This is a genomic window from Cupriavidus sp. TMH.W2 (genome assembly GCF_050847365.1).
Classification (GTDB): Bacteria; Pseudomonadota; Gammaproteobacteria; order Burkholderiales; family Burkholderiaceae; genus Cupriavidus.
Genome location: NZ_CP193792.1, coordinates 1,649,085 through 1,674,650, shown reverse-complemented (window position 1 = coordinate 1,674,650; position 25,566 = coordinate 1,649,085). Strand labels below are relative to the sequence as shown.

22 protein-coding genes are annotated in these 25,566 nt (G+C 65.1%); 11 read left to right on the top strand and 11 right to left on the bottom strand.

The window, feature by feature from the left end; all coding sequences use genetic code 11:
• Positions 1 to 175: 175 nt before the first annotated feature.
• Positions 176 to 1,102 carry a LysR substrate-binding domain-containing protein gene (locus ACREYQ_RS07680; RefSeq protein ID WP_432260144.1) on the bottom strand — a complete coding sequence of 309 codons (927 nt, stop codon included), beginning with the start codon at positions 1,100 to 1,102 and terminating at the stop codon, positions 176 to 178.
• 121 nt (positions 1,103 to 1,223) lie between these two features.
• Here ACREYQ_RS07680 and ACREYQ_RS07675 point away from each other — a divergent pair, with 121 nt between their 5' ends.
• From ACREYQ_RS07675 to ACREYQ_RS07665, 3 genes are all read left to right on the top strand, one after another.
• Positions 1,224 to 2,432, top strand: coding sequence for an MFS transporter (locus tag ACREYQ_RS07675; RefSeq protein WP_432260143.1), 1,209 nt, complete (start codon positions 1,224 to 1,226; stop codon positions 2,430 to 2,432).
• 53 nt (positions 2,433 to 2,485) lie between these two features.
• The gene (dkgB, locus tag ACREYQ_RS07670; protein ID WP_432260142.1) at positions 2,486 to 3,286 is read left to right on the top strand and encodes a 2,5-didehydrogluconate reductase DkgB; all 801 of its coding nucleotides are present in this window, start codon (positions 2,486 to 2,488) and stop codon (positions 3,284 to 3,286) included.
• 317 nt (positions 3,287 to 3,603) lie between these two features.
• Positions 3,604 to 5,409: a tetratricopeptide repeat protein gene (locus ACREYQ_RS07665; protein ID WP_432260141.1), complete on the top strand. Its 1,806-nt coding sequence runs from the start codon at positions 3,604 to 3,606 to the stop codon at positions 5,407 to 5,409.
• Positions 5,410 to 5,428: 19 nt separating this feature from the next.
• Here the strand turns inward: ACREYQ_RS07665 and ACREYQ_RS07660 are convergent, their stop codons facing one another.
• The 3 genes from ACREYQ_RS07660 to ACREYQ_RS07650 form a co-directional block, all read right to left on the bottom strand.
• Positions 5,429 to 6,100, bottom strand: coding sequence for a hypothetical protein (locus tag ACREYQ_RS07660; protein ID WP_432260378.1), 672 nt, complete (start codon positions 6,098 to 6,100; stop codon positions 5,429 to 5,431).
• Positions 6,101 to 6,527: 427 nt separating this feature from the next.
• Positions 6,528 to 7,364 carry an undecaprenyl-diphosphate phosphatase gene (locus ACREYQ_RS07655; protein WP_432260140.1) on the bottom strand — a complete coding sequence of 279 codons (837 nt, stop codon included), beginning with the start codon at positions 7,362 to 7,364 and terminating at the stop codon, positions 6,528 to 6,530.
• A 336-nt stretch (positions 7,365 to 7,700) separates the two neighbouring features.
• Complete coding sequence (locus ACREYQ_RS07650) at positions 7,701 to 8,681, bottom strand: LysR substrate-binding domain-containing protein (protein ID WP_432260139.1); 981 nt, start codon at positions 8,679 to 8,681, stop codon at positions 7,701 to 7,703.
• A gap of 191 nt (positions 8,682 to 8,872) precedes the next feature.
• Between ACREYQ_RS07650 and ACREYQ_RS07645 the strand changes: the two genes are divergently transcribed.
• Genes ACREYQ_RS07645 through ACREYQ_RS07635 form a run of 3 tightly spaced genes read left to right on the top strand, consistent with a single transcriptional unit; the run spans position 8,873 to position 10,059 of the window.
• Entirely contained in the window at positions 8,873 to 9,070 is a 198-nt protein-coding gene (locus tag ACREYQ_RS07645) for a hypothetical protein (protein WP_432260138.1), read from the top strand.
• Positions 9,071 to 9,078: 8 nt separating this feature from the next.
• Positions 9,079 to 9,897 carry a Bug family tripartite tricarboxylate transporter substrate binding protein gene (locus tag ACREYQ_RS07640; RefSeq protein ID WP_432260137.1) on the top strand — a complete coding sequence of 273 codons (819 nt, stop codon included), beginning with the start codon at positions 9,079 to 9,081 and terminating at the stop codon, positions 9,895 to 9,897.
• A 15-nt stretch (positions 9,898 to 9,912) separates the two neighbouring features.
• Positions 9,913 to 10,059, top strand: coding sequence for a hypothetical protein (locus ACREYQ_RS07635; RefSeq protein ID WP_432260136.1), 147 nt, complete (start codon positions 9,913 to 9,915; stop codon positions 10,057 to 10,059).
• Between the two features lie 287 nt (positions 10,060 to 10,346).
• Here the strand turns inward: ACREYQ_RS07635 and ACREYQ_RS07630 are convergent, their stop codons facing one another.
• Positions 10,347 to 10,853, bottom strand: coding sequence for a DUF1993 domain-containing protein (locus ACREYQ_RS07630; RefSeq protein ID WP_432260135.1), 507 nt, complete (start codon positions 10,851 to 10,853; stop codon positions 10,347 to 10,349).
• A 335-nt stretch (positions 10,854 to 11,188) separates the two neighbouring features.
• On the opposite strand from ACREYQ_RS07630, the gene ACREYQ_RS07625 reads away from it, so the two are divergent.
• Complete coding sequence (locus tag ACREYQ_RS07625) at positions 11,189 to 11,590, top strand: hypothetical protein (RefSeq protein WP_115212924.1); 402 nt, start codon at positions 11,189 to 11,191, stop codon at positions 11,588 to 11,590.
• A gap of 18 nt (positions 11,591 to 11,608) precedes the next feature.
• Here the strand turns inward: ACREYQ_RS07625 and ACREYQ_RS07620 are convergent, their stop codons facing one another.
• The 6 genes from ACREYQ_RS07620 to ACREYQ_RS07595 all read right to left on the bottom strand — a co-directional run bounded on the left by ACREYQ_RS07620 (position 11,609) and on the right by ACREYQ_RS07595 (position 17,303).
• Positions 11,609 to 12,229, bottom strand: coding sequence for a DUF2239 family protein (locus ACREYQ_RS07620; protein WP_432260134.1), 621 nt, complete (start codon positions 12,227 to 12,229; stop codon positions 11,609 to 11,611).
• A gap of 95 nt (positions 12,230 to 12,324) precedes the next feature.
• Positions 12,325 to 13,266 (bottom strand): nucleotidyl transferase AbiEii/AbiGii toxin family protein, encoded by a 942-nt coding sequence (locus ACREYQ_RS07615; RefSeq protein ID WP_432260133.1) that lies wholly within the window; start codon positions 13,264 to 13,266, stop codon positions 12,325 to 12,327.
• On the bottom strand, positions 13,250 to 14,071 hold the full coding sequence (locus ACREYQ_RS07610) for a type IV toxin-antitoxin system AbiEi family antitoxin domain-containing protein (protein WP_432260377.1): 822 nt from the start codon (positions 14,069 to 14,071) through the stop codon (positions 13,250 to 13,252). Before ACREYQ_RS07610 ends, ACREYQ_RS07615 begins: the two co-directional genes overlap by 17 nt.
• 192 nt (positions 14,072 to 14,263) lie before the next feature.
• Positions 14,264 to 15,298: a Zn-dependent oxidoreductase gene (locus ACREYQ_RS07605; protein WP_432260132.1), complete on the bottom strand. Its 1,035-nt coding sequence runs from the start codon at positions 15,296 to 15,298 to the stop codon at positions 14,264 to 14,266.
• Between the two features lie 12 nt (positions 15,299 to 15,310).
• Positions 15,311 to 16,519: a D-mannonate dehydratase ManD gene (gene manD / locus ACREYQ_RS07600; protein ID WP_432260131.1), complete on the bottom strand. Its 1,209-nt coding sequence runs from the start codon at positions 16,517 to 16,519 to the stop codon at positions 15,311 to 15,313.
• A 19-nt stretch (positions 16,520 to 16,538) separates the two neighbouring features.
• Positions 16,539 to 17,303, bottom strand: coding sequence for a GntR family transcriptional regulator (locus ACREYQ_RS07595; RefSeq protein ID WP_432260130.1), 765 nt, complete (start codon positions 17,301 to 17,303; stop codon positions 16,539 to 16,541).
• A 179-nt stretch (positions 17,304 to 17,482) separates the two neighbouring features.
• On the opposite strand from ACREYQ_RS07595, the gene ACREYQ_RS07590 reads away from it, so the two are divergent.
• From ACREYQ_RS07590 to ACREYQ_RS07575, 4 genes are all read left to right on the top strand, one after another.
• Positions 17,483 to 18,961, top strand: a complete 1,479-nt coding sequence (locus tag ACREYQ_RS07590; protein ID WP_432260129.1) for a mannitol dehydrogenase family protein — start codon at positions 17,483 to 17,485, stop codon at positions 18,959 to 18,961.
• A 36-nt stretch (positions 18,962 to 18,997) separates the two neighbouring features.
• On the top strand, positions 18,998 to 20,014 hold the full coding sequence (locus tag ACREYQ_RS07585) for a TRAP transporter substrate-binding protein (RefSeq protein ID WP_432260128.1): 1,017 nt from the start codon (positions 18,998 to 19,000) through the stop codon (positions 20,012 to 20,014).
• 62 nt (positions 20,015 to 20,076) lie between these two features.
• Complete coding sequence (locus tag ACREYQ_RS07580) at positions 20,077 to 21,945, top strand: TRAP transporter large permease subunit (protein ID WP_432260127.1); 1,869 nt, start codon at positions 20,077 to 20,079, stop codon at positions 21,943 to 21,945.
• A gap of 192 nt (positions 21,946 to 22,137) precedes the next feature.
• Positions 22,138 to 25,557 carry an adenylate/guanylate cyclase domain-containing protein gene (locus ACREYQ_RS07575; protein ID WP_432260126.1) on the top strand — a complete coding sequence of 1,140 codons (3,420 nt, stop codon included), beginning with the start codon at positions 22,138 to 22,140 and terminating at the stop codon, positions 25,555 to 25,557.
• Positions 25,558 to 25,566: the final 9 nt, after the last annotated feature.

Here is a 25,566-nt window from a genome sequence, read left to right as displayed (position 1 = left end):
CGCGTCCTTGGTCGCGTCTCGATGTGGAGCGCAGGGTATCGATCGGGCGGCATTGCTGACGGCACGCACGGACCGCATCCGTGCAAGGCTCCGGGCGCTGCCGGAGGGGCCGTCCTGGCCTGTCGCAGGCTGCGTCCGGCACGGGACCGGACGTACTGCAAGTATACCAGAGGGCTCAGGGTTTTCGCTTAGCCGCCATCGGGGCACGGTCGGGCTCGCCTGCCAGGTTGGCGGCCAGGAAGTCCAGGAAACAGGCAATCCGTGCCGACAGCTGTGTATTCAGGTAGTACACCGCGTGGATCGATTGCCGCACCTCCACGGTCTGGTCCACCAGCACCTGCGCCAGGTCACCCGCGCGGCGGTCGGCCTCGGTCATGAAATCGGCCAGGCACACCAGCCCCTGGCCCGCCAGCGCCAGCTGGCGCAGGGTTTCGCCGCTGGAAGCTGCCAGATGTGGCCGAATCGGCAGTTCCATGCCAGCTTCGGTCCGCAGCGGCCAGCGGTTCAGCCCCTCCGGCTGGGTGAAGCCCAGCAGCGTGTGCACGGCCAGGTCGGCCACCCCGCGCGGCCGCCCGTGCGCTTTCAGGTAGGCCGGACTGGCCAGCACCCGCAGGCGCGAGTTGCCCAGCGCACGCGCATGCAGCGTCGAATCGCGCAGCACGCCGATGCGGATGGCGACGTCGGTGCGGTGCTCGATCAGGTCGATGATCTGGTCGTTGGTGTTCAGCTCCAGCTCGATGTCGGGATACAGGCGCCGGAATTCTCCGACCAGCGGCACCACCGCGTGCAGCATGAACGGCGATGCCGCATTGACACGCAGCTTGCCGGCCGGGCGCTGGCGCCGCAGCGCCATCTGCTCTTCAGCCAGGTCGGCCGCGGACAGGATGCCGCGCGCATGCGCCAGCATGGCGCCGCCCTCTTCCGTCAGCTCCAGCCGGCGTGTGGTCCGGCGCAGCAGCGTGGTTTCCAGCTTGTCTTCCAGGCGGCTCAATGCGCGGCTGATGCCCGAAACGGTCTGCCCGAGCTGCTCGGCAGCGGCCGTGATCGAGCCGGTATCGACCACGGCGACAAAGGCGGCGAGTTCTTCCAGGGTCAGCTTCATTCTTGAATTTTAGTCAAATATCTTCTGCAGATCACTGGGTTTTTCTGCAAGAACACCCACGGCACACTGCGCCCTGTTCCTGATTCTTTTTTCCGTTGTTGCCCTTGCCGGAGGCTGCATCATGCCCATTGCCCTGTTCGCGCTGACCATCAGCGCCTTTGCCATCGGCACGACCGAGTTCGTGATCGTTGGCCTGATCCCCACCATTGCCGCCGACCTGCACGTATCCCTGCCATCGGCCGGGCTGCTGGTCAGCCTCTATGCGCTCGGCGTCGCCGCCGGCGCGCCCGTGCTGACTGCCCTGACCGGGCGCATCCCGCGCAAGCTGCTGCTGTTGTCGCTGATGGCGCTGTTTACGCTTGGCAACCTGCTGGCGTGGAAGGCACCCGGCTATGAATCGCTGGTGCTGGCGCGCGTGCTGACCGGCCTCGCCCACGGCGTGTTCTTCTCGATCGGCTCGACCATCGCCACCGGCCTGGTGCCGCGCGAGAAGGCCGCCAGCGCGATCGCGATCATGTTTACCGGCCTGACCGTGGCGCTGGTGACCGGCGTACCGCTGGGCACCTTCATCGGCCAGCACCTCGGCTGGCGCGAGACCTTCCTTGCCGTCTCGGCGCTGGGCGGTGTGGCCTTCGTCGGCAGCCTGCTGTTCGTGCCGCGCGCCATCGCGCATACGCCGCCGGCGTCGCTGCTGCAGCAGGCGCGAGTGCTGGCCGAGCCGCGGCTGTTGCTGGTGTATGCCAAGACCGCGATCGGCTACGGCGGGTCGTTCATCCCCTTCACCTTCCTCGCCCCGATCCTGCAGGATGTGTCCGGCTTTAGCGCCGGCGCGGTCGGGCTGGTGATGCTGGTGTATGGTGTCTCGGTTGCCGCCGGCAATATCTGGGGCGGCCGCCTGGCCGACCGCCACGGCCCGATCCCCGCGCTGAAGCTGGTGTTCCTGCTGCTGTCCCTGGTGCTGTTCGTGCTGACCTTTACCGCGCCGCATCGCTGGCTGGTGGTAGCGACCGTGCTGGCCTGGGGTGCCGTGGCCTTCGGCAACGTGCCCGGACTGCAGGTCTATGTGGTCAAGCAGGCGGAGCGCTTCACGCCTGACGCCGTGGATGTGGCCTCCGGCCTGAACATCGCCGCCTTCAATCTGGGCATCGCCGGCGCGGCCTGGGCCGGCGGGCTGATCGTGACCCACCTGGGCCTGATGCAGACCCCGTGGATCGGCGCGCTGGTGGTGCTGGTGGCGCTGGCCCTGACTGAACTGAGCGGGCGCCTGGACCGCGCCGCCGGCTTCGATGCCCGCAGCGGCGGCGTGCCGGCCAGTGCCATGACGCACTGATCCGCGCCCTGTACCGACGCTTCCCGAACACCCTGCAAACCAAGGAGAACATCATGCAGATTCCCGCCATCGGCCTCGGCACGTTCCGACTCAAGGGCCAGCAGGTCATCGACTCGGTGCGCACCGGCCTGGAACTGGGCTACCGCCATGTCGACACCGCCCAGATCTACGACAACGAGGCCGAGGTCGGCCAGGCCATCGCCGCCAGCGGCGTGCCGCGCCAGGACCTGTTTGTCACCACCAAGATCTGGACCGAAGCACTGGGCCGCGACCGCCTGCGCGCCAGCCTGGAGCAAAGCCTGGAAAAGCTGCAACTGGACCAGGTCGACCTGACGCTGATCCACTGGCCGTCGCCCGGCGATGCCATCCCCGTGCAGGAATACATGGAGGCACTGGCCGAAGCACGCGCCGCCGGCCTCACCCGCGCCATCGGCGTGTCGAACTTCACCATCGGCCACCTGCAGCAGGCTATCGACGCCATCGGCGCCGGCCAGATCGCCACGCAGCAGATCGAGATGCACCCGTTCCTGCAGAACCGCAAGCTCGCCGATTTCACCCGCGCGCAGGGCATCCACATCACAGCCTATATGCCGCTGGCCTACGGCAAGGTGATGCAAGACCCGGTGCTGCAACGGATTGCGCAGGCGCACAGCGCATCACCCGCGCAAGTCGCGCTGGCATGGCTGCTGCAGCAGGGCTATGCGGTGATCCCGTCGTCGACCAAGCGCACCAACCTGGAGAGCAACCTGGCGGCGGCATCGCTGCGCCTGTCCGAGCGGGAGATGGCAGCCATTGCCGGACTGGACCGCGGCGAGCGGCTGGCCAACCCGGGCTTTGCGCCGCAGTGGGACTGAGCGCGGCGTGTTGTCCGGAGCCGCTCTGCGGCAATCATCGCGTTCCCACTTCCACCGAGGGCGCCTAAGCTATGTTGGCGTGGTACGAATTGCAATCTACCTGATCCTCCCGCGCGCACGAATCGTTCCAGTCACTTGAAGGCTACTAGCGGACCGCAGCGCTACCTCCCGCACAGAAACAATGAGCGCTGTTTGTGTAGGCTAGAGAACGCCGCGCGACGATTGCGACGGCGTGTACGCCTGAGCCCACCTTCCAACCTCCTGTGCCGCGTCAGGGACCGTAACGCCTGGTCGACACGACTCTATGCGGGGACGCCATGGAAGATGAAAAAGACGGACCAACCCCACAGCGAATACCGAGGCACCTGTGGGCGATGTTGCGAGCGCGGGTCAGTGAATGGTTCATTGGGGGCGTCCTCCTGGCGATCACCGGCTTCGCGCCGCAGGAATTCATCGCTCAGCTAATCCGCTATATTGCGGCGCCAGAGAGGGTGGAGCGTTTGTCGCGCTTGGCGCTCGATGCCCGGCCGGTGATTGTCCTTGTTGGAATCGCAATCATTGTGGCTGACGCGCTGTATCGGAACCGGCACCGACCGGTCACTGCTGCCCCAGCAAGGCCGCCGCTCACTGACGATGGAGCGGAGCGTTTGCAACCTGACGGCAGGGCGCAGGTGGAAAGCAAACCCAGTGAACCGGAAGCATTACCGCGCCCAAATAATCCATGGCTATCGGAGGGGCGAGTGATACTGGTCGTGCTTCCGTTCGAAAGTCTCGGTGGCGGCGACAAATATGATTACTTCAGCGAGGGCTTGACTGAGGATATGATCACCCAACTTGCCCGGCTCAGCCCGGAGCGCCTGGGTGTAATCGCCCGGATTTCGGCGATGCGCTACAAATCCACGACCAGGACCATTCATCAGATCGGCCAAGACCTCGGGGTTTCCCACGTGCTTGAAGGAAGCGTCCGGCGTGCCGGAGATCGGGTACGGGTTGCGGCGCAGCTCATCCGGGTAAGCGACGAAACGCACCTTTGGGCCGAGACCTACGAGGGGAACCGACATGACATCCTCGCACTCCAGATCGAGGTGGCCAAGGCAATTGCCCGCGAAATTGAGATCAAGCTCACGCCGCACGAGCAAGGGCGTTTAGACCGTACTCCTGCCATCGATGCGCAGGCGCACGAAGCGTATCTCAAAGGGCGTCACTTCTGGTCCACGCGCACCGAAGAAGGAATGCGAAAGAGCATTGAGTATTTTGAACTCGCTATTGGGCACCAGCCGAATTTTGCGGCCGCCTATGATGGAGTGGCCGATGCTTACACGATGCTTGCATGTCGCGGCGTGAGCCCTGCGCGCGAAACGTTTCATAAAGCAAAAATGGCAGCCAGGAAAGCGCTGCAGATTGAACCTGATTTAGGTGAGGCTTATGCGTCACTGGCCCATGTGCGTTTGCACGATTGGGATTGGGTCGATCTGGAACAGGATTTCCTGCGCGCCATTGAACTGAATCCAGGACACGCGATCGCCTATTATTGGTACGCGGAATATCTCATGATGGCAGGCAGAGCCGAAGAAGCCATTGCCAGGGTCAGGCAGTCCCAACAGATGGATCCGTTGAATTCAGTGCTGAATTCATCTGTCGCCATCATCTTGTACCTTGCCCGGCGATACGACCAGGCACGGGAAGAACTCCGTAAAGCCCTGGAGATCGATCCAAACCACTTTCTGCTTCACTTCAGGCTGGGATTGGTTTACCAGCAACAGAAGTTGTTCCATGACGCAATCGAGGAGATGCAGATGGCTGTAACGCTTTCCGGGAGGAGCACAGAGGCGCTGACGGGGCTGGCCCAGACCTACGCTGCCGCCGACATGAGAACGGCCATGCAGCAGATCGTGGATGCGCTGGAGACGGAATCCGAAAAGCACTACGTCCACCCCTACAACATGGCGAAAGTGTTTGGTTCGCTCGGCGACAAAGAGCAGACCTTCGGCTGGCTGGAAAAAGCCTACGGTGAGCACAGCCCTGACTTCATTGAGCTCAGGACAGAACCTGCCTTCGACAGCGCTCGTTTCGATCCCAGATTCTCTGAACTGCTATCCCGCGTCGGGTTCAACCAGATCTGAAGGACACTTAATGTCTCGGCTACATCGACATGGCGAATGTCTTTAGATGATCGACGCCATTTTCGACGTGGTCTGCAAACAGTTCCAAGGCACGCGAAACTTGGCGGCCATAATGGTTTGGGCGCTCCTTCTCATAGGCACGCAACAGATCAGTGCAATTGCGCTCAGCCCACCGCCAACGCAGCCCTTTTTTTGCGAACGCCGGATGGCTCTGCAGCTCCGGGGGCACGACATTCTCATCTTCCCAGGTCCACAGGAAGCGCTCGTGCGGGCGTTTGAATGGCAGATCAACCTCGCTGGCAGCCGCATGGCTGTGCCGTACCGTGAAATCGACGACCTCCACTCTGGATGAGCCGTCAGGACATGCGTGCTTGCCTTCGATCCAGCAATGGTAGCGGGACAGTTGTGAGAGATGCTTTGCGTTACGGCGCCGCTCGCGTGGCGAACACAATACATACAACACGCCATCGCCAAAATTCATCACCTCGCCGCCCGCGACCGGCCGGTAAGTGACTTGCGTCAGCAGGGTAAGCACGCGCGCGCCGACGATTGCGTAGTCTGCGCAGCGCATGTACCCGTCCTTGCTAGTAGAGTCGGACACGACACGATGGACCACCTCATCAATCAGATGGCGGAGCACGGGCGCCACAGGTGCCGTCAGAACTGGCCGATTGCCCACTATTTTCCTTATGCCAGAAGCGCAAACCCGGTCTAACGCGCATTGGCGCGCATGATTCAACGATTCACGATGAGCCGCGCGGGTGATCGTTGGGTTTCGGACACAGCACAAAAGAGCGCTTGCCAGACCCACGTTTCGGCCGGGCGTACCGATTTCCCGCCGGACTCGCCGATCAGTCGAGTGATGTGCCCGTCTGCTCGGGAGGGAGCGTGTAGCATATTATTACACGTTATATTACAGAATGTTACAGAGTATTGAGGCGGTCGGGTTACCTCATAGGGCTCACGGAGTACTTAACGCGGAAGTCCGATACTCAGCCGATGCAGACGTTAGCCCACCAACTGTTGCCGGTCCGAGATGGGTCGTTCTGAGCCATCTGATTCGGGTCGACAAGGTGCCGTGTCACCAACGGGTCCGCCGGTGGCCGGGGCGACGAGCTTCACGCGGCGAACGTCCACACGACGACCGACGCGACCAGGCAGTAGCAGCCGAACAGGTACCACCGCCCCTGCTCCAGCCAGCGCGACAGCCAGCGCAAGGCCAGCAAGCCGGCGATAAAGCTGAACACCATGCCCAGCAGGCTCGGTGCCAGCATGTGCAGCAGGCCGTCAGTCGCGCCCGCATGCGCCTTGAAGAAGCGATAACCCTCCTTGGCGATGACGGCTGGCGTCAGCACCACGGCGAGCGCGAAGCTGAACTCCTCGGCGCGGCGGCGCTGCACACCCAGCAGCATCCCGCTGGAGATCGTCGCGCCAGAACGCGACAGTCCGCGAAACGGCAGGCACAGCCCCTGCACGGCCCCAACCCAGAGTGCACGCCGGCCAGTCAGGTCTTCGGTGGCCGTGTTGGCGCACCTGGACGACACGATGATCAGCACGCCGGCCACGGCCAGACTGATCGCCATCAGCCTGGTATTGCCAAAGAGGTGTTCCACCTCGAAGCTGTCGGCGCCGCCCATCACGGCATGCTTGATGACGTACAGCAGGGCCAGCCCGACGACGCCCGTGGCTGCCGTGGCCACCGCCAGCATGACACCGTTGTTCCACAACGCCTTGGTCGACGAGAAATACGTTTGCCGCCACGAGCGCCAGAAATAGGCGATGACCGCGAACATTGTGCCCGTGTGCAACATGACCAGCATCAACGTCATGTCGGGCGAGGTCGGGTCCAGCCCCAGCCATTTCTCGGCCAGGATGACGTGGGCCGAACTGGAAACCGGCAGCAATTCAGCAAGGCCTTGGACACAAGCCAGGATGATGATGTGAAGCGTGGTCATGCGATGTTGGGTAGGTGCGCTAAACGTTATGAGGTGATTCGCTTGTGGCGCAGCCTAGGCTTGCCAGACCGAGACGGTACCAGATCATCGAGAAAGGCCTGTCCCGACTGGGTTGCCTCGGGTCAGATACTGTCTCTTGGCGCGGCAAGGCCGGCACTGGTCGTCGCTCCGCCTGAGGTCCATGCCAGATCGTCACCAGCCAATTTTCTGAGCCTGCCTCGTGCAAGCGGCCGATGACTCCCTAGTGGAGCGACGCGGTAACCCAATGCCGCCCGCTTCTGCTGCGATGGACGGGTTCCCAGTATCGTGCCGGGATTAGAACCCATTGATCGGTCCTTATGGTGCACCTGCAGCCCTCCCACCCTCTGGCGCCACCGTACCGTTGGTCGGCGAGGCATGCAAAACCGTGACCTGTTGCGGGTCGAACTGCTGGAAAGCCTCGCGCAGGAACTGCAGCAACGCGGCGATGCGCGGTACCCGGCCGGACCCGCGACGATACATGGCGTAGATATTGAAGCTGTTCACGCACGACCAGTCCGGCAAGGCGCGGCGCAACTGCCCGCTGGCGATCAGTGCGGGATCGAAGGCGCCCAGGTACACCAGTCCGGCGCCGGCGATTGCGCCAACCAGCAGGCCCTCCCGGTCGTCGGACACCACCGCGGGCTCCACCTGAACGGACTTGCGCAGGCCATCGCGCTCGAGCGTCCAGGTCTGGATCGGCTGCAGCAGCCAGGGCGGCCGGAACACCAGACAGCGGTGGCGGACCAGGTCGTCCGGGTCAGTCGGCATGCCGGCTTGCTCCAGGTAGACGGGCGCAGCATAGACGTTGGGGCGCCCCTGCCCGAAGCGCACGGCCACCAGGTTCGATGGTGGTGGCTCGCCGACATGCAACAGCACGTCGATATTCTCCGCGCGCAATGCCCGGGCATCCTGAGTCGTCCGCAACTCAAGGCGCAGGGCAGGATGGCTGCCGAGGAAAGGCGCCAGCCGCGGCATGACCACATGGCGGTTCAGCGCGGCCGACAGGCCGATGCGGACGGTGCCATCGACCCTGCCCTCGCTCGGCACCACATTGACTTCCAGGGTTCGCAACCTGTCCAGCAGGTCCGTCACCTGGCGATGCAGGCGCTGGCCGTCCTCGGTCAGTTCAAGGTGGCGCGTGTTACGGTTGAAGAGCGCGACGCCCAGCACCTTCTCCAACTCGCCGACTGCCCGGCTCACCGCCGAGCGGGTGAGATCCATTGAGCGCGCCGCCGCCACGAAGCTGCCGGCATCGGCAGTCCGCACGAACATCTCGAAGCGTCGAATCCGATCCATACGGAACTCCAGTCCAGCCAGATGGGCGCGAGAACTTCAACGATTCGTGAAATTCTCGCACAGGCGAAGTGCCGGCGTGGGCATCGACGCCATCCCGTCCGGCGACTAGATTTGAGAGGGTCCGCGTGCTGGAAGTCACCGTGGCACCGGGCGAGCGTGAGAACCTGCACCACCACCGGTAGCCAAGTGTCATGATCGTGGATAGCCGGCCGGAATACATCAACTTTGACCGAAACGGCAAGGAAATCCCGCCATCTATACCGGCCAGCCCGGCGCTGCCGTACATGGTCAGGTTGCCGGCACAAGCGGAGCACGCCATCCAGAATGTCGATACCAGGCCGTTCCATGCCTTTCGTATCGAGTACAAGACGCTGTGCCGGACACCATGAGGCTCACCATGATCCCTCAGCTTGCCATTGCCCGCATTGCCCGCTGCCTTCTGGCCATCCTGGCGAGCGTCGCCGCCTGCCTGGCAGCCGCCCAGCCCTATCCCTCCAAGCCGGTCCGCTTCATCAATGGCAGCGCGCCTGGCAGTGTCATCGACGTCGTCACACGGCAGGTGGCCGACAAGCTGGCGGCAGCACTGCAGCAACCGGTCATCGTCGAAAACCACCCCTCCGCGGGCGGGATCGCGGCCCTGGACATCGTGAGCAGACGCCCGCCGGACGGCTATACCCTGAGCATGGTCCACTCCGTGCAGATGAGTGTCGGCCCGAGCCTCTTCCCGAACCTGTCCTACGACCCGGTAAAGGACTTCTCGCATATCGGCATCCTGAGCCGCGGGCCCCAGGTTCTGGTGGTGCGCCCGTCCCTGCCGGTCAGGTCGATGCAGGAACTCATCACCGCCGCCCAAGCCAATCCCGGACAAGTGCGCTACAGCTCCCCGGGCAACGGCAGCCCCACGCACGTCTATATGGAGCAACTGAAGGCGGCGACCGGCATGGATATCCAGCACATACCGTACAAGGGCCCTGCCGCCACCATGGCTGTCATGAGCGGAGAGGTCGATGTCTTGCTGGAAGGCTTGGCGCCTTTGTTGCCGCAGATACGCGCCGGCAAGCTCCGGCCACTGGCCATCACCGGTACCCGGCGGCTGGCGGTGCTGCCAGACACGCCGACCCTGGCCGAACTTGGCTGGCACGACTTTGACGCAGTCTGGATCGGCGTGGTGGCGCCGCGAGGCTTGCCTGCGCCCATTGTCAGCCGGCTGAACTAGGAACTGGCCGCGGTCATGGAGTCCGTCGAAATTCGCAGCAGCTATGAGTTGGTCGGCAGGGTGATCGACACTGGCACCCCCGAAGCGATGACTGCGGCGATCCGGCAGGAGGTCCCCCGCTGGCGCGAAGTGGTCCGGCGGGCCGGCATCGCTTCGAGCTAACGCGACATGGGGTGGCACAGGGCGCTATGGGCCCGACTCCTGCGTGACCGCGCGCGGCTCGGTGGGACATTAGTCGGTGCCACCGCAGCCGACCACACGAGCATGCGCGTCGAGCCGCCCGATCCAGTTCGCGTCGGCAGAAGGGGTGGCTTTCTCCAGCGCAGAACCCCTTGCTTTCAGGCAAAAAAACGGGCCCCACCTGAAAGACGGGACCCGTTTTGCGTTTCAACGGATTTTGTTGACGGCTAGGCGCGAAGCCCGGCTTTTTCCTGTCCGACCTGCCGGTCTTACTTGAGCCCCAGGTAATCGCGCTTGCCGATCTGCACCCCCTTGTGGCGCAGGATGTCGTAGGCCGTGGTCACGTGGAAGTAGAAATTGGGCAAGGCAAAGCCAAGCAGGTAGGACTTGCCGTCGAACTGCACCGCCCCCTGGCGCAGCTTCAGTTCGATCACGCGCTGTTCGCTGCCCTCCAGCTGCGCGGGCGTGATCTGCTCCAGGAACACGATGGTGCGGGCGATGCGGTCCTGCAGCTCGGCAAACGTGACCTCGGTATCGGCAAAGGAAGGCGCCTCGATGCCCGCCAGCCGCGCGGCGCAGCCCTTGGCGGCATCGCTGGCGCGCTGCACCTGCGCCGACAGCGGATCCATATCGGCAATCAGCCGGGTCTGGATCAGGTCGGCCGGGTCCATCCCCTGCGCCTGCGCGTGCGCCGCGCCCTTGACCAGGATCGCGTCAAGGTTGCCGAATGCGCGGATAAACGGGGGAATCGAAACGTCGTACATCGAGAGTGCCATGGGGGTCTCCTGTGCAGGGCTTGGCTGGCTTGTCGTGGTGGCTCAGGCATTCGGGCCGACCGCAGCCGCGAGCATAGACCGGATCGGCAATCGCTGCTGGACCAGGCCAGCTCCATCGGCACGCTGACGTCGGCGTACTCCGGCGCAGTTCCGGACGCCGGTCGATGCCGAGACCGCCAAATGGCGTGCCCTGATTGCATCGGCCCATATCGAGCCACTGGACTGAGCCTGGCGCCGCGGGCTGGGGCAAGGCCGGCGCACCGGCAGGGGGAAACCTGATTTAACATATCCGGCCATCGCCCCCGCTATCTTGCGGCCTTTTGGCCGCGCCCCACATGAACGCGCCGTTCCCTCTTCGCACGGAATGCCCGCCCGGCGCCTGCATCTGCGGGCGCGAAGCGCTGCTGAGTGACCCCAACGCTGACTTGCGCGTGCTGCGGCTCACCCGTGCCGAGGAAAAGCGGCTGGTCGAGCGGCTGGAAAGCCTGACCAGCCTGGCCGAACTGCAGCGGATGGAAAGCCTGATGCAAACCCAGCTGGGCATCGTGCTGACCATCACACCGAGCGCGCGCGGCGTGCGCACGGTGCGCGGCATCAGCATCCAGGTGCAGGAGCAGCCCGGCCTGTGCCGCAAGATCCGCCAGTCGATCCCGGCCGCCATCCGCCGCAGCATGGAAGAGCATCCCGAGATCGCCTACGCGATCGTGGATGCCCACGACCTGCTGGGCGGCATCTGAGCGGAACGCCGAAACCGTTCAGGCGTTGCTGTCCGCCAGGCGCAGCGCGTGCTCCCGGACGTCCACGGGCCATGCCGCGATCTGCTGTGCAAAGCCCGCGACATCGCCCGCGAACAGCGCCCGCGCGGCTTCCTCGAAGCCGGGCAGATCCCCCGCCATCGCCACCATGAAGTGATAGGCCCGCTCGCTTGCAAGGCGGCTGCGGTCCTTGCCGGCGTTGTCGCGGCGTGCCTGCTCGACCAGCTTGCGCAGGGCGACGGACGCCCCGCCCGGCTGGGCCGCCAGCCATTCCCAATGGCGCGGCAGCAGCGTCACCTCGCGCGACACCACGCCCAGCTTCGGGCGCCCGCGGCCCCGGGGTCCGGCGATATCCGCGGCGTCGTCATTTTCGCCTGGCGGCTGCGCCGCAGACTCAAGCTGGGCAGCGCGCTCGGCAGTCCGCGCCAATACGGCCGCCTCCGTCCCGCTGGTATCCAGGTCGATCGTGCGGCCCGTGCCGTCGTCGAAGACCAGCACCGGCCCGGCCGCGCCAGCCTCCAGCGCTCGCTTGAACGCCAGGGCATTGGATTGCAGCGAACCCGAGGCGATGCGCCGGTGGCCGTCAAAGGTCGAGTAGGTATGAGGCGCTGCGTTGGTCATGGGAATGCTCCAGGAAGACGATCCCCTAATATTACCCGGATAAAATATATTGTCAATATTACCTGGGTATAAATGCACAACTGCCGCCCACCCCGTCAGACACCCCGCCCTGTGATTCGCGCCAATGCCTGCTTCAACTCCCGACGATCCGCCTCCCGCTTGGCTGCGGAGCGCTGCGCCAGGTTATGCAACTTGCGCCGCACCCCCGGCAACTCGCTTGCGTGAGGAAGTCCTATGAGCGCGAAATCCGGCTTCTCGTCCTCCACAGACCCAAGAAACGCGCAGGATGGCTCATCCAGCCAACCCGCCACTTTTGCCAGCAGGCGCTCGCGGCTTTCCAGCAGTCCTTGCGCGCTGACCGGCTCGGCAGTCATCCCCTTGAAATGCGCGTCGAATGTTGCCGCGAAATCCGCGGGCACCCGAGGGGCCAGCATCTCCCAGGCAGGTTTGGGGCTGCACGTCAGGTACACGAGGAATGTCCGCCAAAGCCTCTCATCCGCGCGCCCGTCCTTCAGCAGCAGGCTGACGTCGAACAGATCGCGCGGATGCTGCCGCGACAAGGCGGCGGCCAGCTTGCCGGCATAAAGATCGGCGAAATCCAGCACCTGCATGGAGGCAAAGCCGAAAGCCTCTTCCACCTTCGGCCTGACCACCATGCTGCGCACCGGATGCACGGTGCCGCGCATGACCGGTGTGGTCTCGATCTGCACGCGCGCGCGGCCACGGCTGGCCACCAGTCGCGTCACCGACCGCGTACCCTCGCCGGCCGACGACTGCACCTGCAGTTGCAGCGGCCGGGCGCGCAGCGCATCGGCCAGTTGCTCCAATGCCGCAGCGATCAGGGCCGCATCCTCGGCGAAGTCATGTACCGGCAACCAGGCCAGGTCGATGTCCACCGACAACCGCGGCAGGTCATGCTCGAACAGATTGATCGCCGTGCCCCCTTTAAGCGCGAAGCGCGGCTCTTTCGCCAGGACCGGCAGGATCTCGACCAGCAATTGCACCCGGTCGGTATAGCGCTTATCCCAGATGCTCATCCAGGTCTCCAGGCAAAGTAATCTGATAGGTCGGGTGCAGGCGCCCGCCGGGCACCAGCGCGCGCTTGCCCCGGCCCAGATCGACCCCATCGAGCGGGACATGCGCCATCCATGCATGCCTGTGGCGTTCGGCGAGCGCCAGAAACAGGCGCTTGGCCTTGATGCTGCGGCAATGGCGCAGCAGCATGCCGACGCGCTGCGGCCGCAGCGTCGTCATCGCCTGCATCAGCGCATCGACCTCATAGACCAGGGCCGCATTTCCCACGCCATCGCATAGTTCCAGCATGGCCCGCTCGGGCGTGGCACAAGCCAGGGCATCGGTGCCCGGACTGATCTCGTGCCACGTCAATCCCTGATCGAGCAGCGCCTGCTCCGGCAGATCGGGCATGAAGCGCAACGCCGGCAAGTCAAAAGGACCCTTGCCGTGAAATTCGAAGTGCTCGTTCAATGGCAGCTTGCCCACCCAGCCCGGCAGCCGTTCTGGCCCGTAGAGCGTGATCGTGGCGGCTTCGCCCAGGCGCAGGTAGTGCTCATGCCCCTGCATCGCCAGCGCAAAGCGCCCGCCAACGTGCAGCGGCAATGCCTCGTTGGCCTGGAGGCTATGGACCACGCCTTGCCATTGCAGGCGGCCACCCTGCCTCATGTAGACGCCACGCGCTGGCGAGACCATCCAGCCGCTGGCCACATAGCGTGCGACAAGGCTGTTGGAATACCCATGCGCCCGCAGCCACCGGCTGGAAACCAGGGTGGTGTCGCCAAGCGCTGCCAGGAGCTGGTTTAGTTTTCCGTGATTTTGATCACCCATAGTGTTCAAAATACACGTTGCGCAAACCCGTGCCAACCCAAGGTTTAACAGATCGTTAATTTGTTCACTAAAGGTGTTCTTTTTACAACAAAGATAAACCGCCAGCCTCGATGGCCAGGTGCCTCCGCCAACGCCCTGCAGGCGCGAGTGTCGAACTCGACCGTGACATCGAGGCGCCGGATACCGGTCAAGTCAAGCACCTTGGCCAAAGTCGAGCAGCACCTTGCAGCATTCGCGCGGATTGCGCTCGGCCAGCGCGAAGGCGTCGGCAACATCGCGGAAACCGACGTGGTGCGTGACAATTTGCCCGGGATTGACCAGGCCTTGCGCGATCCAGTCAAGCACCGTCGGGAACATCGCGCAATTCAGCCGCGAGGCATACAGCGTCAGTTCCTTCTTGGTGAGTTCCTGCTGCGGGATCGCCGATGGGGTTGATGAAAAGCCCAACACACCGATACGCCCGGCCGGTGCCGCGATGCGCACGGCCTCCTCCAGGATGGCCGGATGGCATACGGCGTCATAGATCAGTGTCGGCCCGCCTGCCACGCCTCGCGCCGCCAGCGCCTGTTCGATCGGCTCGCGCGCGGTGTTGATGACCTCATCCTCACCGGCACCGCATTGCCGCGCGAGCGCCAGGCGCTCGTCGAGGTGATCCGTGATGTAGGCGCGGATGCCATGGACGCGCTTGAGGACCTGCATCAGATTGAGCCCGACTGCCCCCGCGCCATAGATCAACGCCACATCCTGCGCGAGCACGCCGGTGCGGTGCGTCACATTGGCGGCCACGGCAAACGGCTCGATCACCGAAGCGCTGGCTTCCGGCATGCCGTCCGGGATCACATAGGCATTGCCGGCCGGTATGCAGGCGTACTCGCTGAAGCCGCCGTCGCGGTGCACCCCGATCACCTGGAGCCGGCTGCACACGTTCTGGCGGCCAATCCGGCACGCGTGGCATTGCCCGCAACTGATGACCGGATCCGCCACCACGCGCTGACCGATGCGTGACGCGTCGACGCCGGCACCGACGGCATCGATGGTGCCGACGAACTCATGGCCGATGACGCGCGGATAGGCCACGAACGGATTGTGACCGCGGAAGATATGCAGGTCGGAGCCGCAGATGCCGGCATAGCGCACGCGCACGCGCACCTCGCCAGCGGCAGGCTCCGGCATCGGCCGCTCGCAGACGGCCATGCTGTTGGGTTCTTCGACGACAATGCTGAGCATCGGAAACTCCGGCTACCAGTGCCACATGGAGCCATCCGCCAGCCGGGCGACCGGCAGGTAGGCACGTTCGTACGGATACTTCGCGGCCAGCGCCTCGTCGATATCGACGCCCAGGCCCGGCACCTCGTCCATGACCAGGTAGCCGTCTTCGAAGCGGTAGTTGTGCGGAAAGACCGCATCGGTCAGTTCGCTGTGCGGCATCAACTCCTGGATGCCGAAGTTGGGCACCCACAGCCCGAAGTTCACCGCGGCCGCCATGCACACCGGCGAGAGGTCGGTCGCCCCATGGAACCCTGTCCGTACCTGGTACATGGCTGCGAAGTCCGCGATGCGCCGCACGTGGGTGATGCCGCCCGCATGGACGATGGTGGCGCGGATGTAGTCGACCAGCTGCTCGCTGATCAGCGTCTTGCAGTCCCAGACCGAGTTGAAGATCTCCCCCACGGCCAGCGGCGTGGTGGTGTGCTGGCGGATCAGCCGGAACGCCTCCTGGTTCTCTGCCGGGGTGGCGTCTTCCAGCCAGAACAGGCTGAAGGGCTCAAGCGCCTTGCCGAGCCGCGCGGCCTCGACCGGCGTCAGGCGGTGGTGGGCGTCGTGCAGCAGGTGGGGGCCGAAACCCACGGCGTCGCGCACCTTGCGGAACAGTTCGGGCGTATGGCGCAGGTAGAGCGAGGTATCCCAGGGCTCTTCCGGTGGCAGGCCTTTCTCGGCGGGTTCGTAATGCCCGCCACCCTTGCCCACGCCATACACCTTGCCCAGACCGGGCACGCCGGACTGCACGCGGATGGCCTTGTAGCCCTGCTCCACGTGACGCTGCACGGCCTCCACGGCCTCGGCATGGTCGCGCCCGTTGGCGTGGCCATATACCATCAGTCCCTGCCGGCTCCTGCCACCCAGCAACTGGTACACCGGCATGCCGGCCAGCTTGCCCTTGATATCCCACAGCGCCATGTCGATGGCGGCGATGGCCGTCATCGTCACCGGGCCACGGCGCCAGTAGGCGCCGCGATACAGGTATTGCCAGATATCTTCGATATTGCGGGGATCGCGCCCGATCAGGCACGGGATCACATGCTCGTCCAGGTAGGCCTTGACCGCCAGTTCCCGCCCGTTGAGCGTGGCATCGCCCAGGCCGTAAACGCCTTCATCCGTCATCACCTTGACCGTGACAAAGTTGCGCCCCGGACAGGTGACAATGGTTTGTACCGATTCGATCTTCAAGTCGCGTTCCCCCGCGAGGTCAGTCAGTGAAATAGCTCTCCGGCGCCTGCTTGCGCAGCGCCTGGAGATGCTCGGTGATGTGGTTGATATGCGAGGCGACACTGGCCCCGAGGCCCGCGACATCGCGCGCCGCCATCTGCGCCAGCATCTGTTCGTGCTCCTGCAGCGCGCGGCTGGCGTGGTCGGCCACCCGGCCCAGCAGCAGCCAGCGCACCCGGTCGAAATGCCGCTTGATGGGCTCGAGCATGGCCCAGACGTTGTGCCGGCCCGCAAACTCGAACAGCCTGCGGTGCATCAGCTCATCCAACTCCGAGAACAAATCCGTCTGGTTGCCGGCGACCGCGGCGCGCTGGCGCGCGACGATGCTGCCGAACTCGGCCAGCTGCTCGCTCGTGATGGACAGCGCCAGTTGCACGTGATTGGCACATTCCAGCGTGCAGCGCACGAAACGCCCCTCTTCGATCAGTGCGGTTCGTACCGGCGCGACGATCGTGCCGACCTGCCGGTAGATCTGCACCAGTTGTTCGTCGGCAAGCATGGCCAGGGCTTCGCGCACCGGTGTGCGGCTGACTTCGATCGCCTGGGAAATTGCCGCCTCGGACAGCGCCATGCGCGGGGGCAGCGTGCCGCGCACGATGGCGCGCTGGAGCACCGCGTGGACCTGGGCGGTATAGGAACGGTCCTTTTCGAGCTGGAACCCGGCCAGCGCACGGGCCAGGATCTCATCGGGATTCAGGGCTTCCTGGGAATTTTCGCGGACGAGCGAGATACGGGAGGCGCGCATTTGGGGTCGGATATTTGAATGTTACTGCCATGGTAGCACGTCAATGTTTTGGACATGTTTCGGCGTAAACCCGCATGGATTCGTCAAAACGTCACCGCTACAGTGCATAACACCGACGCACTACCATGGTAGATGACAAAGGAATGTGATTTTTTATAGATATGCAACCGACTTCCGCCATGGCAGCAAGCCATCTTCGCCTGTCACAACGCACCCTCCTCAAGGTGCGTGCCGGGGTCGAGCGTCCTCGCTACGAGCGCGCCCGCCTGAGCGCAGGCATCGTGCATCTGGGTCTGGGCGCATTCCACCGCGCCCATCAGGCGCTGTATACGGAAGCTGCCCTGGCACAGGGCGACCCCCGCTGGGGCATTGTCGGCGTGAGCTTGCGCAGCCCCGCCACGGGCAACATGCTGCAAGCCCAGGACCATCTCTATTCCGTCACCGAGGGTCACGGCGATAGCAGCCACACCCGGATCGTCGGCGCTGTCGTCGCATCGCTGTATGCGCCGCAGGCCCTGCAGCAGGTCATCGACGCCATCGCTGACCCGGCGGTCTGCGTCGTCACCAGCACCGTGACCGAGAAGGGCTACAGCCAGCACCCGTCCACGGCCGGGCTCGACCTGGACGATGCCGACATCCGCCACGATCTGGCCAACCCGGAGCGCCCCCGCAGCACCCTCGGCATCCTCGCGGCGGGCATCCGCCGCCGGCCGCGCGGCGCCCTGCTCAGCGTGGTGTGCTGCGACAACATGGCGGACAATGGCGACACCCTGCGTCGGCTGCTGATGCAGTTCGCCGAATTGTCCAACCCGGAACTGGCCCGGCGCATCGAAGACAACATCGCGCTGCCCAACTCCATGGTCGACCGGATCGTGCCGGCCGCCAGCGCCGCATCGCTCGACCTGGCCAGCCAGCATCTCGGCGTGCGCGACGAGGCCGCCGTCGTCTGCGAGCCCTTCACGCAATGGGTCATCGAAGACCGTTTTGCCGGTCCGCGGCCCGCATGGGAAGCCGGTGGCGCGCTGCTGACGACCGATGTCCGGCCCTATCAGGCGATGAAGCTGCGCCTGCTCAACGGCACCCATTCGGCAATGGCCTATGCCGGACAGCTTTGCGGATTCGCCAGCATCGCGGATGTCATGGCAAATCCCGCTGCCGCAGCCTTTGCGCGGGGCGTGATGGCAGACTTGCACGCCACCGTTGCGGCACCGCCAGGCTATGACGTCGAGCGCTACTGCCGCGCACTGCTGCATCGCTTCGAGAACACCGCGCTGGCGCACCTGACCGCGCAGATCGCAACCGATGGCACGCAGAAGATCCCCGTACGCTGGCTGCCCGCCTTGCGCGAAAGCTGCAGCGCAGGCATCGAACGCCCATTCCTTGAGCGTGCGCTGGCGATGTGGCTGCATTACCTGCGAACCGGCCGCAGCGACCGCGGCGACGCACTTGCGATCGGCGACCCCGGCGCCGCTGCATTGGCCGATCGCCTGCGCAGCGCAGGCTGCGACGCCGAGGCCGTCCGCCAGGCGCTGGGGCACGCTGCCGTATTCGGCACCACGCCGTGGCCGGCGCCCCTTGCCGCCCGCCTTGCCGCTTACCTGGCGGTACTGGCACACCGGGGCGCGTCCGCATTGCTGCCCAGGCCGCCAGGTCAATAAAGCGGCCAACCTTCTGATACAGGAGCGAACACCACCATGACTATTTCCCTGACACGCCGCCAGTTCGGCGCGCTGGCAGCCGGCAGTCTCGCGCTCGCGTTGTCGACGCGCCATGGCCTGGCCCAGGCCACCATCCGGCTCAAATACGGCACGGCGTTTCCGGCGGACCATCCCGGCACCTTGCGCATCAAGGAAGCCGCGGAAGCGATCCGCAAGGATACCGGCGGCAAGGTGGACCTCCAGGTCTATCCCGCCAGCCAGCTGGGCAGCGAGCCCGACATGATCTCGCAAACCCGCGCCGGGGCCATGGATTTCATGTCCACCGCCGGCACCAACCTGCAGACGCTGGTGCCGACCGCCGGCATCAACGGGGTCGCCTTTGCCTTCAAGGATTACGCCACGGTCTGGGCGGCCATGGATGGCGACGTCGGCGCGCACGTGCGGGCCGCGCTGGGCAAGGTCAACCTGCACGTGTTCGACAAGTGCCTGGACAATGGCTATCGCAATATCACGTCGGCCAGCCAGCCCGTCCAGACCCCCGCGGACCTGAAAGGATTCAAGATCCGCGTGCCCGGCATCCCGCTCTGGATCTCGATGTTCAAGGCGCTTGGCGCCGCACCGACCGCGATTCCGTTCGGCGAGCTCTACTCCGCGCTGCAGACACGCGTGGTGGACGGCCAGGAGAATCCGCTCGCCCTGATCCGCAGCGCCAAGCTCTACGAAGTCCAGAAGTTCTGCTCGCTCACCGCGCATACCTGGGATGGCCACTTCATCTTCGGCAACGCAAAGAAGTTCCAGACGCTGCCCCAGGAAGTGCAGGCGTCCATCGCCACCCATTTCAACAGCGCGGCGCTGCGCCAGCGCGAAGACATCGCCAGGCTGAATGTCGACGCGCAGGCGGAACTGAGCAAGCTGGGCATCACGCTGAACCGGCCCGATCCCGCGCCCTTCCGCCAGATGCTGCAAAGCGCCGGCTTCTATACCGAGTGGAAGAAGAAATACGGCGAGGAAGCCTGGGCCAAGCTCGAGAAATACGCGGGCCGCCTGGCCTGACGCCACAACACCAGACCGCACGAGACGCCGCGCATCAGCGCGTGCCGCATGGAGACACGACGATGGAGCACACTGCCGAAACCTTCGCTGCCGCGCCGCGCAAACCAGGCGCCGTCCTTGCCTGCTGGGGCCGCGCCATGCGCTGGGTCGTGGAGGTTCCGGCCGCGCTGATCGTGCTGGCGGAGATCGCCATCCTGGGCGGCGGCGCCTTCGCGCGCTATGTCCTGCATGCGCCGATCCCCTGGACCGATGAATTGGCCAGCATCCTGTTCCTCTGGCTGGCGATGCTGGGCGCCATCATTGCGTTGCAGCGCAGCGCACATATGCAGCTGACCACCTTCATCAAGAACCTGGCGCCGGCCAGGCGCGCCTGGCTCAATGCCATCGGCATGTGGCTGGTGGTGGCCTTCCTCCTGATGCTGGTCTGGCCGGCCTATGAGCACCTGAGTGAACACATCGACGTCTCGTCGCCGACGCTGGAGATCAGTGAAGGCTACCGCTCCGCGGCAGTGCTCGCCGGCACCCTGTTGATGCTGGCGACGGCCGTCATCCGGCTGGTCGCGCAGGTCGACCGGAAGCGGGTTCTCGTCAGCGGCGTGGCGGTGGGCGCAGCAGGCGCAGCGTTGTGGACCTTGTCCCCAGTGCTGGCGGAACTCGGCAACATCAACCTGGTGATCTTCTTCCTGATCATGCTGGTCGTCTGCGTGGCCATTGGCGTGCCGATCGCCTTTGCCTTCGGCCTGGCCACCATGTGCTACCTGGCCTTCACCACCACGACCCCGCTGTCGATCGTCCCGAACCGCATGCAGGAAGGCATGTCGCACCTGATCCTGCTGGCCGTGCCGCTGTTCGTATTCCTGGGCGCGCTGATCGAAATGACGGGCCTGGCGCGCGCCATGATCAGCTTCCTCGCCAACCTGATCGGGCATGTGCGCGGCGGCCTGCAGTATGTGCTGCTCGGCGCCATGTATATCGTGTCCGGCATCTCCGGCGCGAAAGCCGCCGACATGGCAGCGGTCGCGCCCGCCCTGTTCCCGGAAATGAAGCAGCGCGGCGCCAGGGACGGCGACCTGATCGGACTGTTGTCGGCATCCGGCGCGATGTCCGAAACGATCCCGCCCAGCATCGTACTGATCACGGTGGGATCGGTCACCGGCGTGTCGATCACCTCGCTGTTTATCGGCGGCCTGATGCCGGCGGCGGTGGGCCTGGTCATGATGGCCTGCGTGGTCTGGTTCCAGACGCGCAAGGAAGACATGAGCGCGGTGGTGCGCCCGCCGCGCGCCGTGATCGTGAAATCGCTGCTAGTGGCGCTGCCGGCGCTGGCCTTGCCTGTGATCATCCGCACCGCCGTGGTTGAAGGCGTGGCCACGGCAACCGAGGTGTCGACCATCGGCATTTTCTATGCGGTGCTCGCCGGCATCCTTGTCTACCGGCGCTTCCACTGGCGCAGCATCTACCCGATGCTGGTCGATACCGCCGCCCTGTCCGGCGCGATCCTGCTGATTGTCGGCTGCGCCACCACCATGGCATGGGCGCTGACGCAGTCGGGCTTTGCCGACGACCTGGTGAAAATCATGGCCGCCGTGCCGGGCGGCAAGACCGGCTTCCTGCTGGTGTCGGCGCTGGCCTTCGTACTACTGGGCAGCCTGCTGGAAGGCATCCCGGCCATCGTGCTGTTCGGCCCGCTGCTGTTCCCGATCGCGAAGATCGTCGGCGTGCATGAAGTCCACTACGCCATGGTGGTGATCTTCGCCATGGGCCTGGGACTGTTCGCGCCACCGTTCGGTGTCGGCTTCTACGCGGCTTGCGCCATCGGGCGGGTCTCGCCTGACGTGGCCATGCCGCGGGTCTGGCCGCACATGGCGGCGCTGCTGGTGGCTTTGCTGCTGCTGACGCTGGTGCCGTGGTTTTCCATCGGCTTCCTGTGAGCGACGGAAGCCGGGAAAGACAAACCCCGCGCGGCTTGAAAGTGCTGCGCCCGCCACCGACATACTCAGTGCCTGACCAGTATTGCGACAACAAGACCTGCGCGTAACGAGCGATACTTTCCGTTTCCTGGGCGAGCCTTGATAACATTGAACTGGTGAATCTTGCGGGGCCCCGAAAGGGAGACAAGCCCGATGCGCTGCGCAGTCTGCGGGTTCGAGAATCCGGCAGGCGCCAAGTTCTGCGAAGAATGCGGCGCCAGGCTTGTGCGCGTCTGCCCGGCCTGCGGGCAAGAGGCGAATGCCAGCGCCAAGTTCTGCAACGAATGCGGCGCTTCGTTGAGCGCCGTGCCCCCTGTCCCGGCAATCGCGGCCAGCACCCCCATCGACTACACGCCGCCCTATCTGGCCCAGCGCATCCTGGCGGCGCAGGCAGAGATGGAAGCCCGCGGCCCGGCGGATGGCGAGCGCAAGACGGTCACCGCGCTGTTCGCCGACATGGCCGGCTCGACCGCGCTGATCCATGACCTCGATCCCGAAGATGCGCGCCGCCTGATCGACCCGGTGCTGGCGCTGATGATGGAGGCCGTGCATCACTATGAAGGCTATGTGGCCAAGTCGATGGGCGATGGCATCCTGGCGCTGTTCGGCGCGCCGATCGCGAACGAAGACCATCCGCAGCGGGCCCTGCTGGCGGCGCTGCGCATGCAGGAGGCCATGCGCCGCTATGCCGACGGCGTGCGTCTCGCCCAGGGGATCGCACTGCAGATCCGCGTCGGCATCAACTCCGGCGAAGTGGTGGTGCGCGCGATCCGCACCGACGACTTGCGCACCGACTACGACCCGGTGGGCAATTCGATCCACATTGCTTCGCGCATGGAGAGCATCGCGGTGCCCGGCTCGATCATCGCAAGCGAACACACCCGCAACCTGACCGAAGGCTATTTCGCGTTCAGGGCGCTCGGCGCGACGCCAATCAAGGGGCTGCCGGAGCCGCTCGCGGTCTTCGAAGTCCTCGGTCCCGGCCCGCTGCGCACGCGCCTGCAGGTGTCGGCCAGCCGCGGGCTGGCGCGCTTTGTCGGCCGTGCCCGTGAGCTCGAGCAGCTGCGCGAAGCGCGGACGCGGGCACAGGCCGGACATGGCCAGATCGTTGGCGTGGTCGGCGAACCAGGGGTCGGCAAGTCGCGGCTATTCCATGAGTTCAAGCTCCTCGCGCCGCGCGATTGCCTGGTGCTCGAAACCTTCTCGATTTCGCACGGCAAGGCTTATCCGTATCTGCCACTGATCGAGCTGCTGCGGAACTACTGCCAGATCACGGCGCAAGACGATGAGCGGCGGCGGCGCGAGAAACTCACCGGCAAGCTGCAGACGCTGGACCGCGCGCTCGAAGACAGCCTGCCGTACCTTTTCCACCTGCTCGGGGCCGCCGAGCCGGGTTCGGCGCTGGCGCAGATGGACGCCCAGATCCGCCAGCAGCGGACCTTCGAGGCGATCAAGCGGCTGCTGGTGCGCGAGAGCCTGGCCCAGCCGCTGGAGCTGATCATCGAGGACCTGCAGTGGCTCGACAGCGAAACCGAGGCCTTCCTCGGCTTTCTCGGCGAGAGCGTGGCCAGCGCCCGCATCCTGCTGCTGGTCAACTTCCGGCCGGAGTACCGGCATGACTGGAGCCGCAAGAGCTACTACACCCAACTGCGCCTGGATCCTCTGGGCGAAGCCGAAGCCCGGGAGCTGCTGCGAGCCCTGCTGGGCAATGCCGCCGGACTTGCTCCGCTCGAGCACCTGATCCTGGCGCTGACCGAAGGCAATCCATTCTTCATCGAAGAAGTGGTGCAGGAACTGGTCGAGGGGCAGGTGCTGCGCGGCGAGCGCGGGCATTACCGTCTCGAGCAGATCCCGGGCAAACTTCACATCCCGGCCACCGTGCAAGGGGTGCTCGCCGCCCGCATCGACCGCCTGCAGCCGGCCGAGAAAGCGCTGCTGCAGACCCTGGCGGTGATCGGCAAGGTATTTCCCTGGAGCCTGCTCGCGCGCGTGGTCGAGCAGCCCGAGGACATAACCAAACGCCTGCTGGCACGGCTGCAAGCGGGGGAATTCATCTATGAGCAACCGGCGTTTCCGGAGGTTGAGTACAGCTTCAAGCACGCACTGACCCAGGAGGTGACCTACGGCTCCTTGCTGGGCGAGCGGCGTCGTGCACTGCATGAGCGCACGGCCCAGGCGATCGAGGCCCTGTCTGGCGCGCAACGCGAGGAACACTGCAGCGAGCTGGCGTATCACTTCAGCCGCAGCGGCAACACGCCAAAGGCGATCGAGTACCTGCATTGTGCCGGGCGCCAGGCAATGCATCGCTTTGCCGACGCCGAAGCCGTCACCCACCTGACCATGGCCCTGACGTTGCTGGCAACGCTGCCTGACGGTCCCCAGCGCGCACGCCAGGAACTCTCACTCCAGATCACCCTCGGCCCGGCCTGGACGGCCACCAAGGGCTTCGGCGCCCCGGAAGTCGAGGCGACCTACGCGCGCGCGCTGGCGCTGTGTCGGCAGCTCGGGGAGACAGCCCAGATCTTCCCTGCCCTGCTGGGGCTGCGCACGTTTTACACAGTCCGCGCGGAACTCCGGACCGCGCGCGAGCTGGCGGAGCAACTGCTTGCGCTGGCCGAAAAAGCGCAGGATCCCGCCCTGCTCATCCAGGCGCGCCGGGCATTGGGGGCCAATTGCTTCTATCTTGGCGAACTGGCCCTCGCCCGTGCGCAACTCGAGCTGGCCATGGCGCTCTATGACCCCCGTCAGCACCGGTCGCATGGCTTCGTCTATGGATTGGAACCCGGCGTGCAGGGGCTGGCCCTCATTGCCATGAACCTGTGGCTGCTTGGCTATCCGGATCAAGCTCGCGAGCGCAGCCAGGAGGCGCTCGCCCTGGCCCGGACCCCGACCCACCCCCCTGACTCGGCGAATGCCCTGTTCTCCGCCGCCGAGGTCCATCTGTTCCGACGCGAAGTGCAGCCGGCGTACGATCTCGCACAGGCCCTCGTCGCCTTCGCAACGGATCATGGTCTGCCATACGGGCTGGCTTGTGGAACCATCCTCTCGGGCTGGGCGCTGGCTGAACAAGGACGTGCGACAGAGGGCATAGACCTGATACGACAGGGCTTGGACGCCTACTGCGCGACTGGGGCCGAGCTTTTACGGACCCTTTTCCTGGCGCTGCTGGCGCAGGCATGCGCCAGCGCAGGGCAAGCCGAGACAGGGCTTGCGACGCTGGCCGAGGCGCTGGCGGTCGCGGACCGAACCGAAGAACGCGTGTACGTTGCCGAGCTGTACCGGCTCAAGGGACAGCTAACGCTGATGGGGCCGCACTGCGACGATAAGGGGGACGGCAGCAAGGCCGAAGCTGAAGCAGAAGCCTGCTTCCAGCAGGCGATCGCGATCGCCCGTCGCCAGGCGGCCCGCTCCCTGGAACTGCGCGCGGTAATGGCCTTGGGCCGACTGTGGCTGCTGCAGGGCAAGCAGGCCGACGCCCGCCAGTTGCTTGCCGACAGCTATGGCGGATTCAGCGAAGGCCTGGACACAGTGGACTTGCGCGACGCCAGGGCACTGCTCGCCGCGCTTGGGTGATACTCGGGG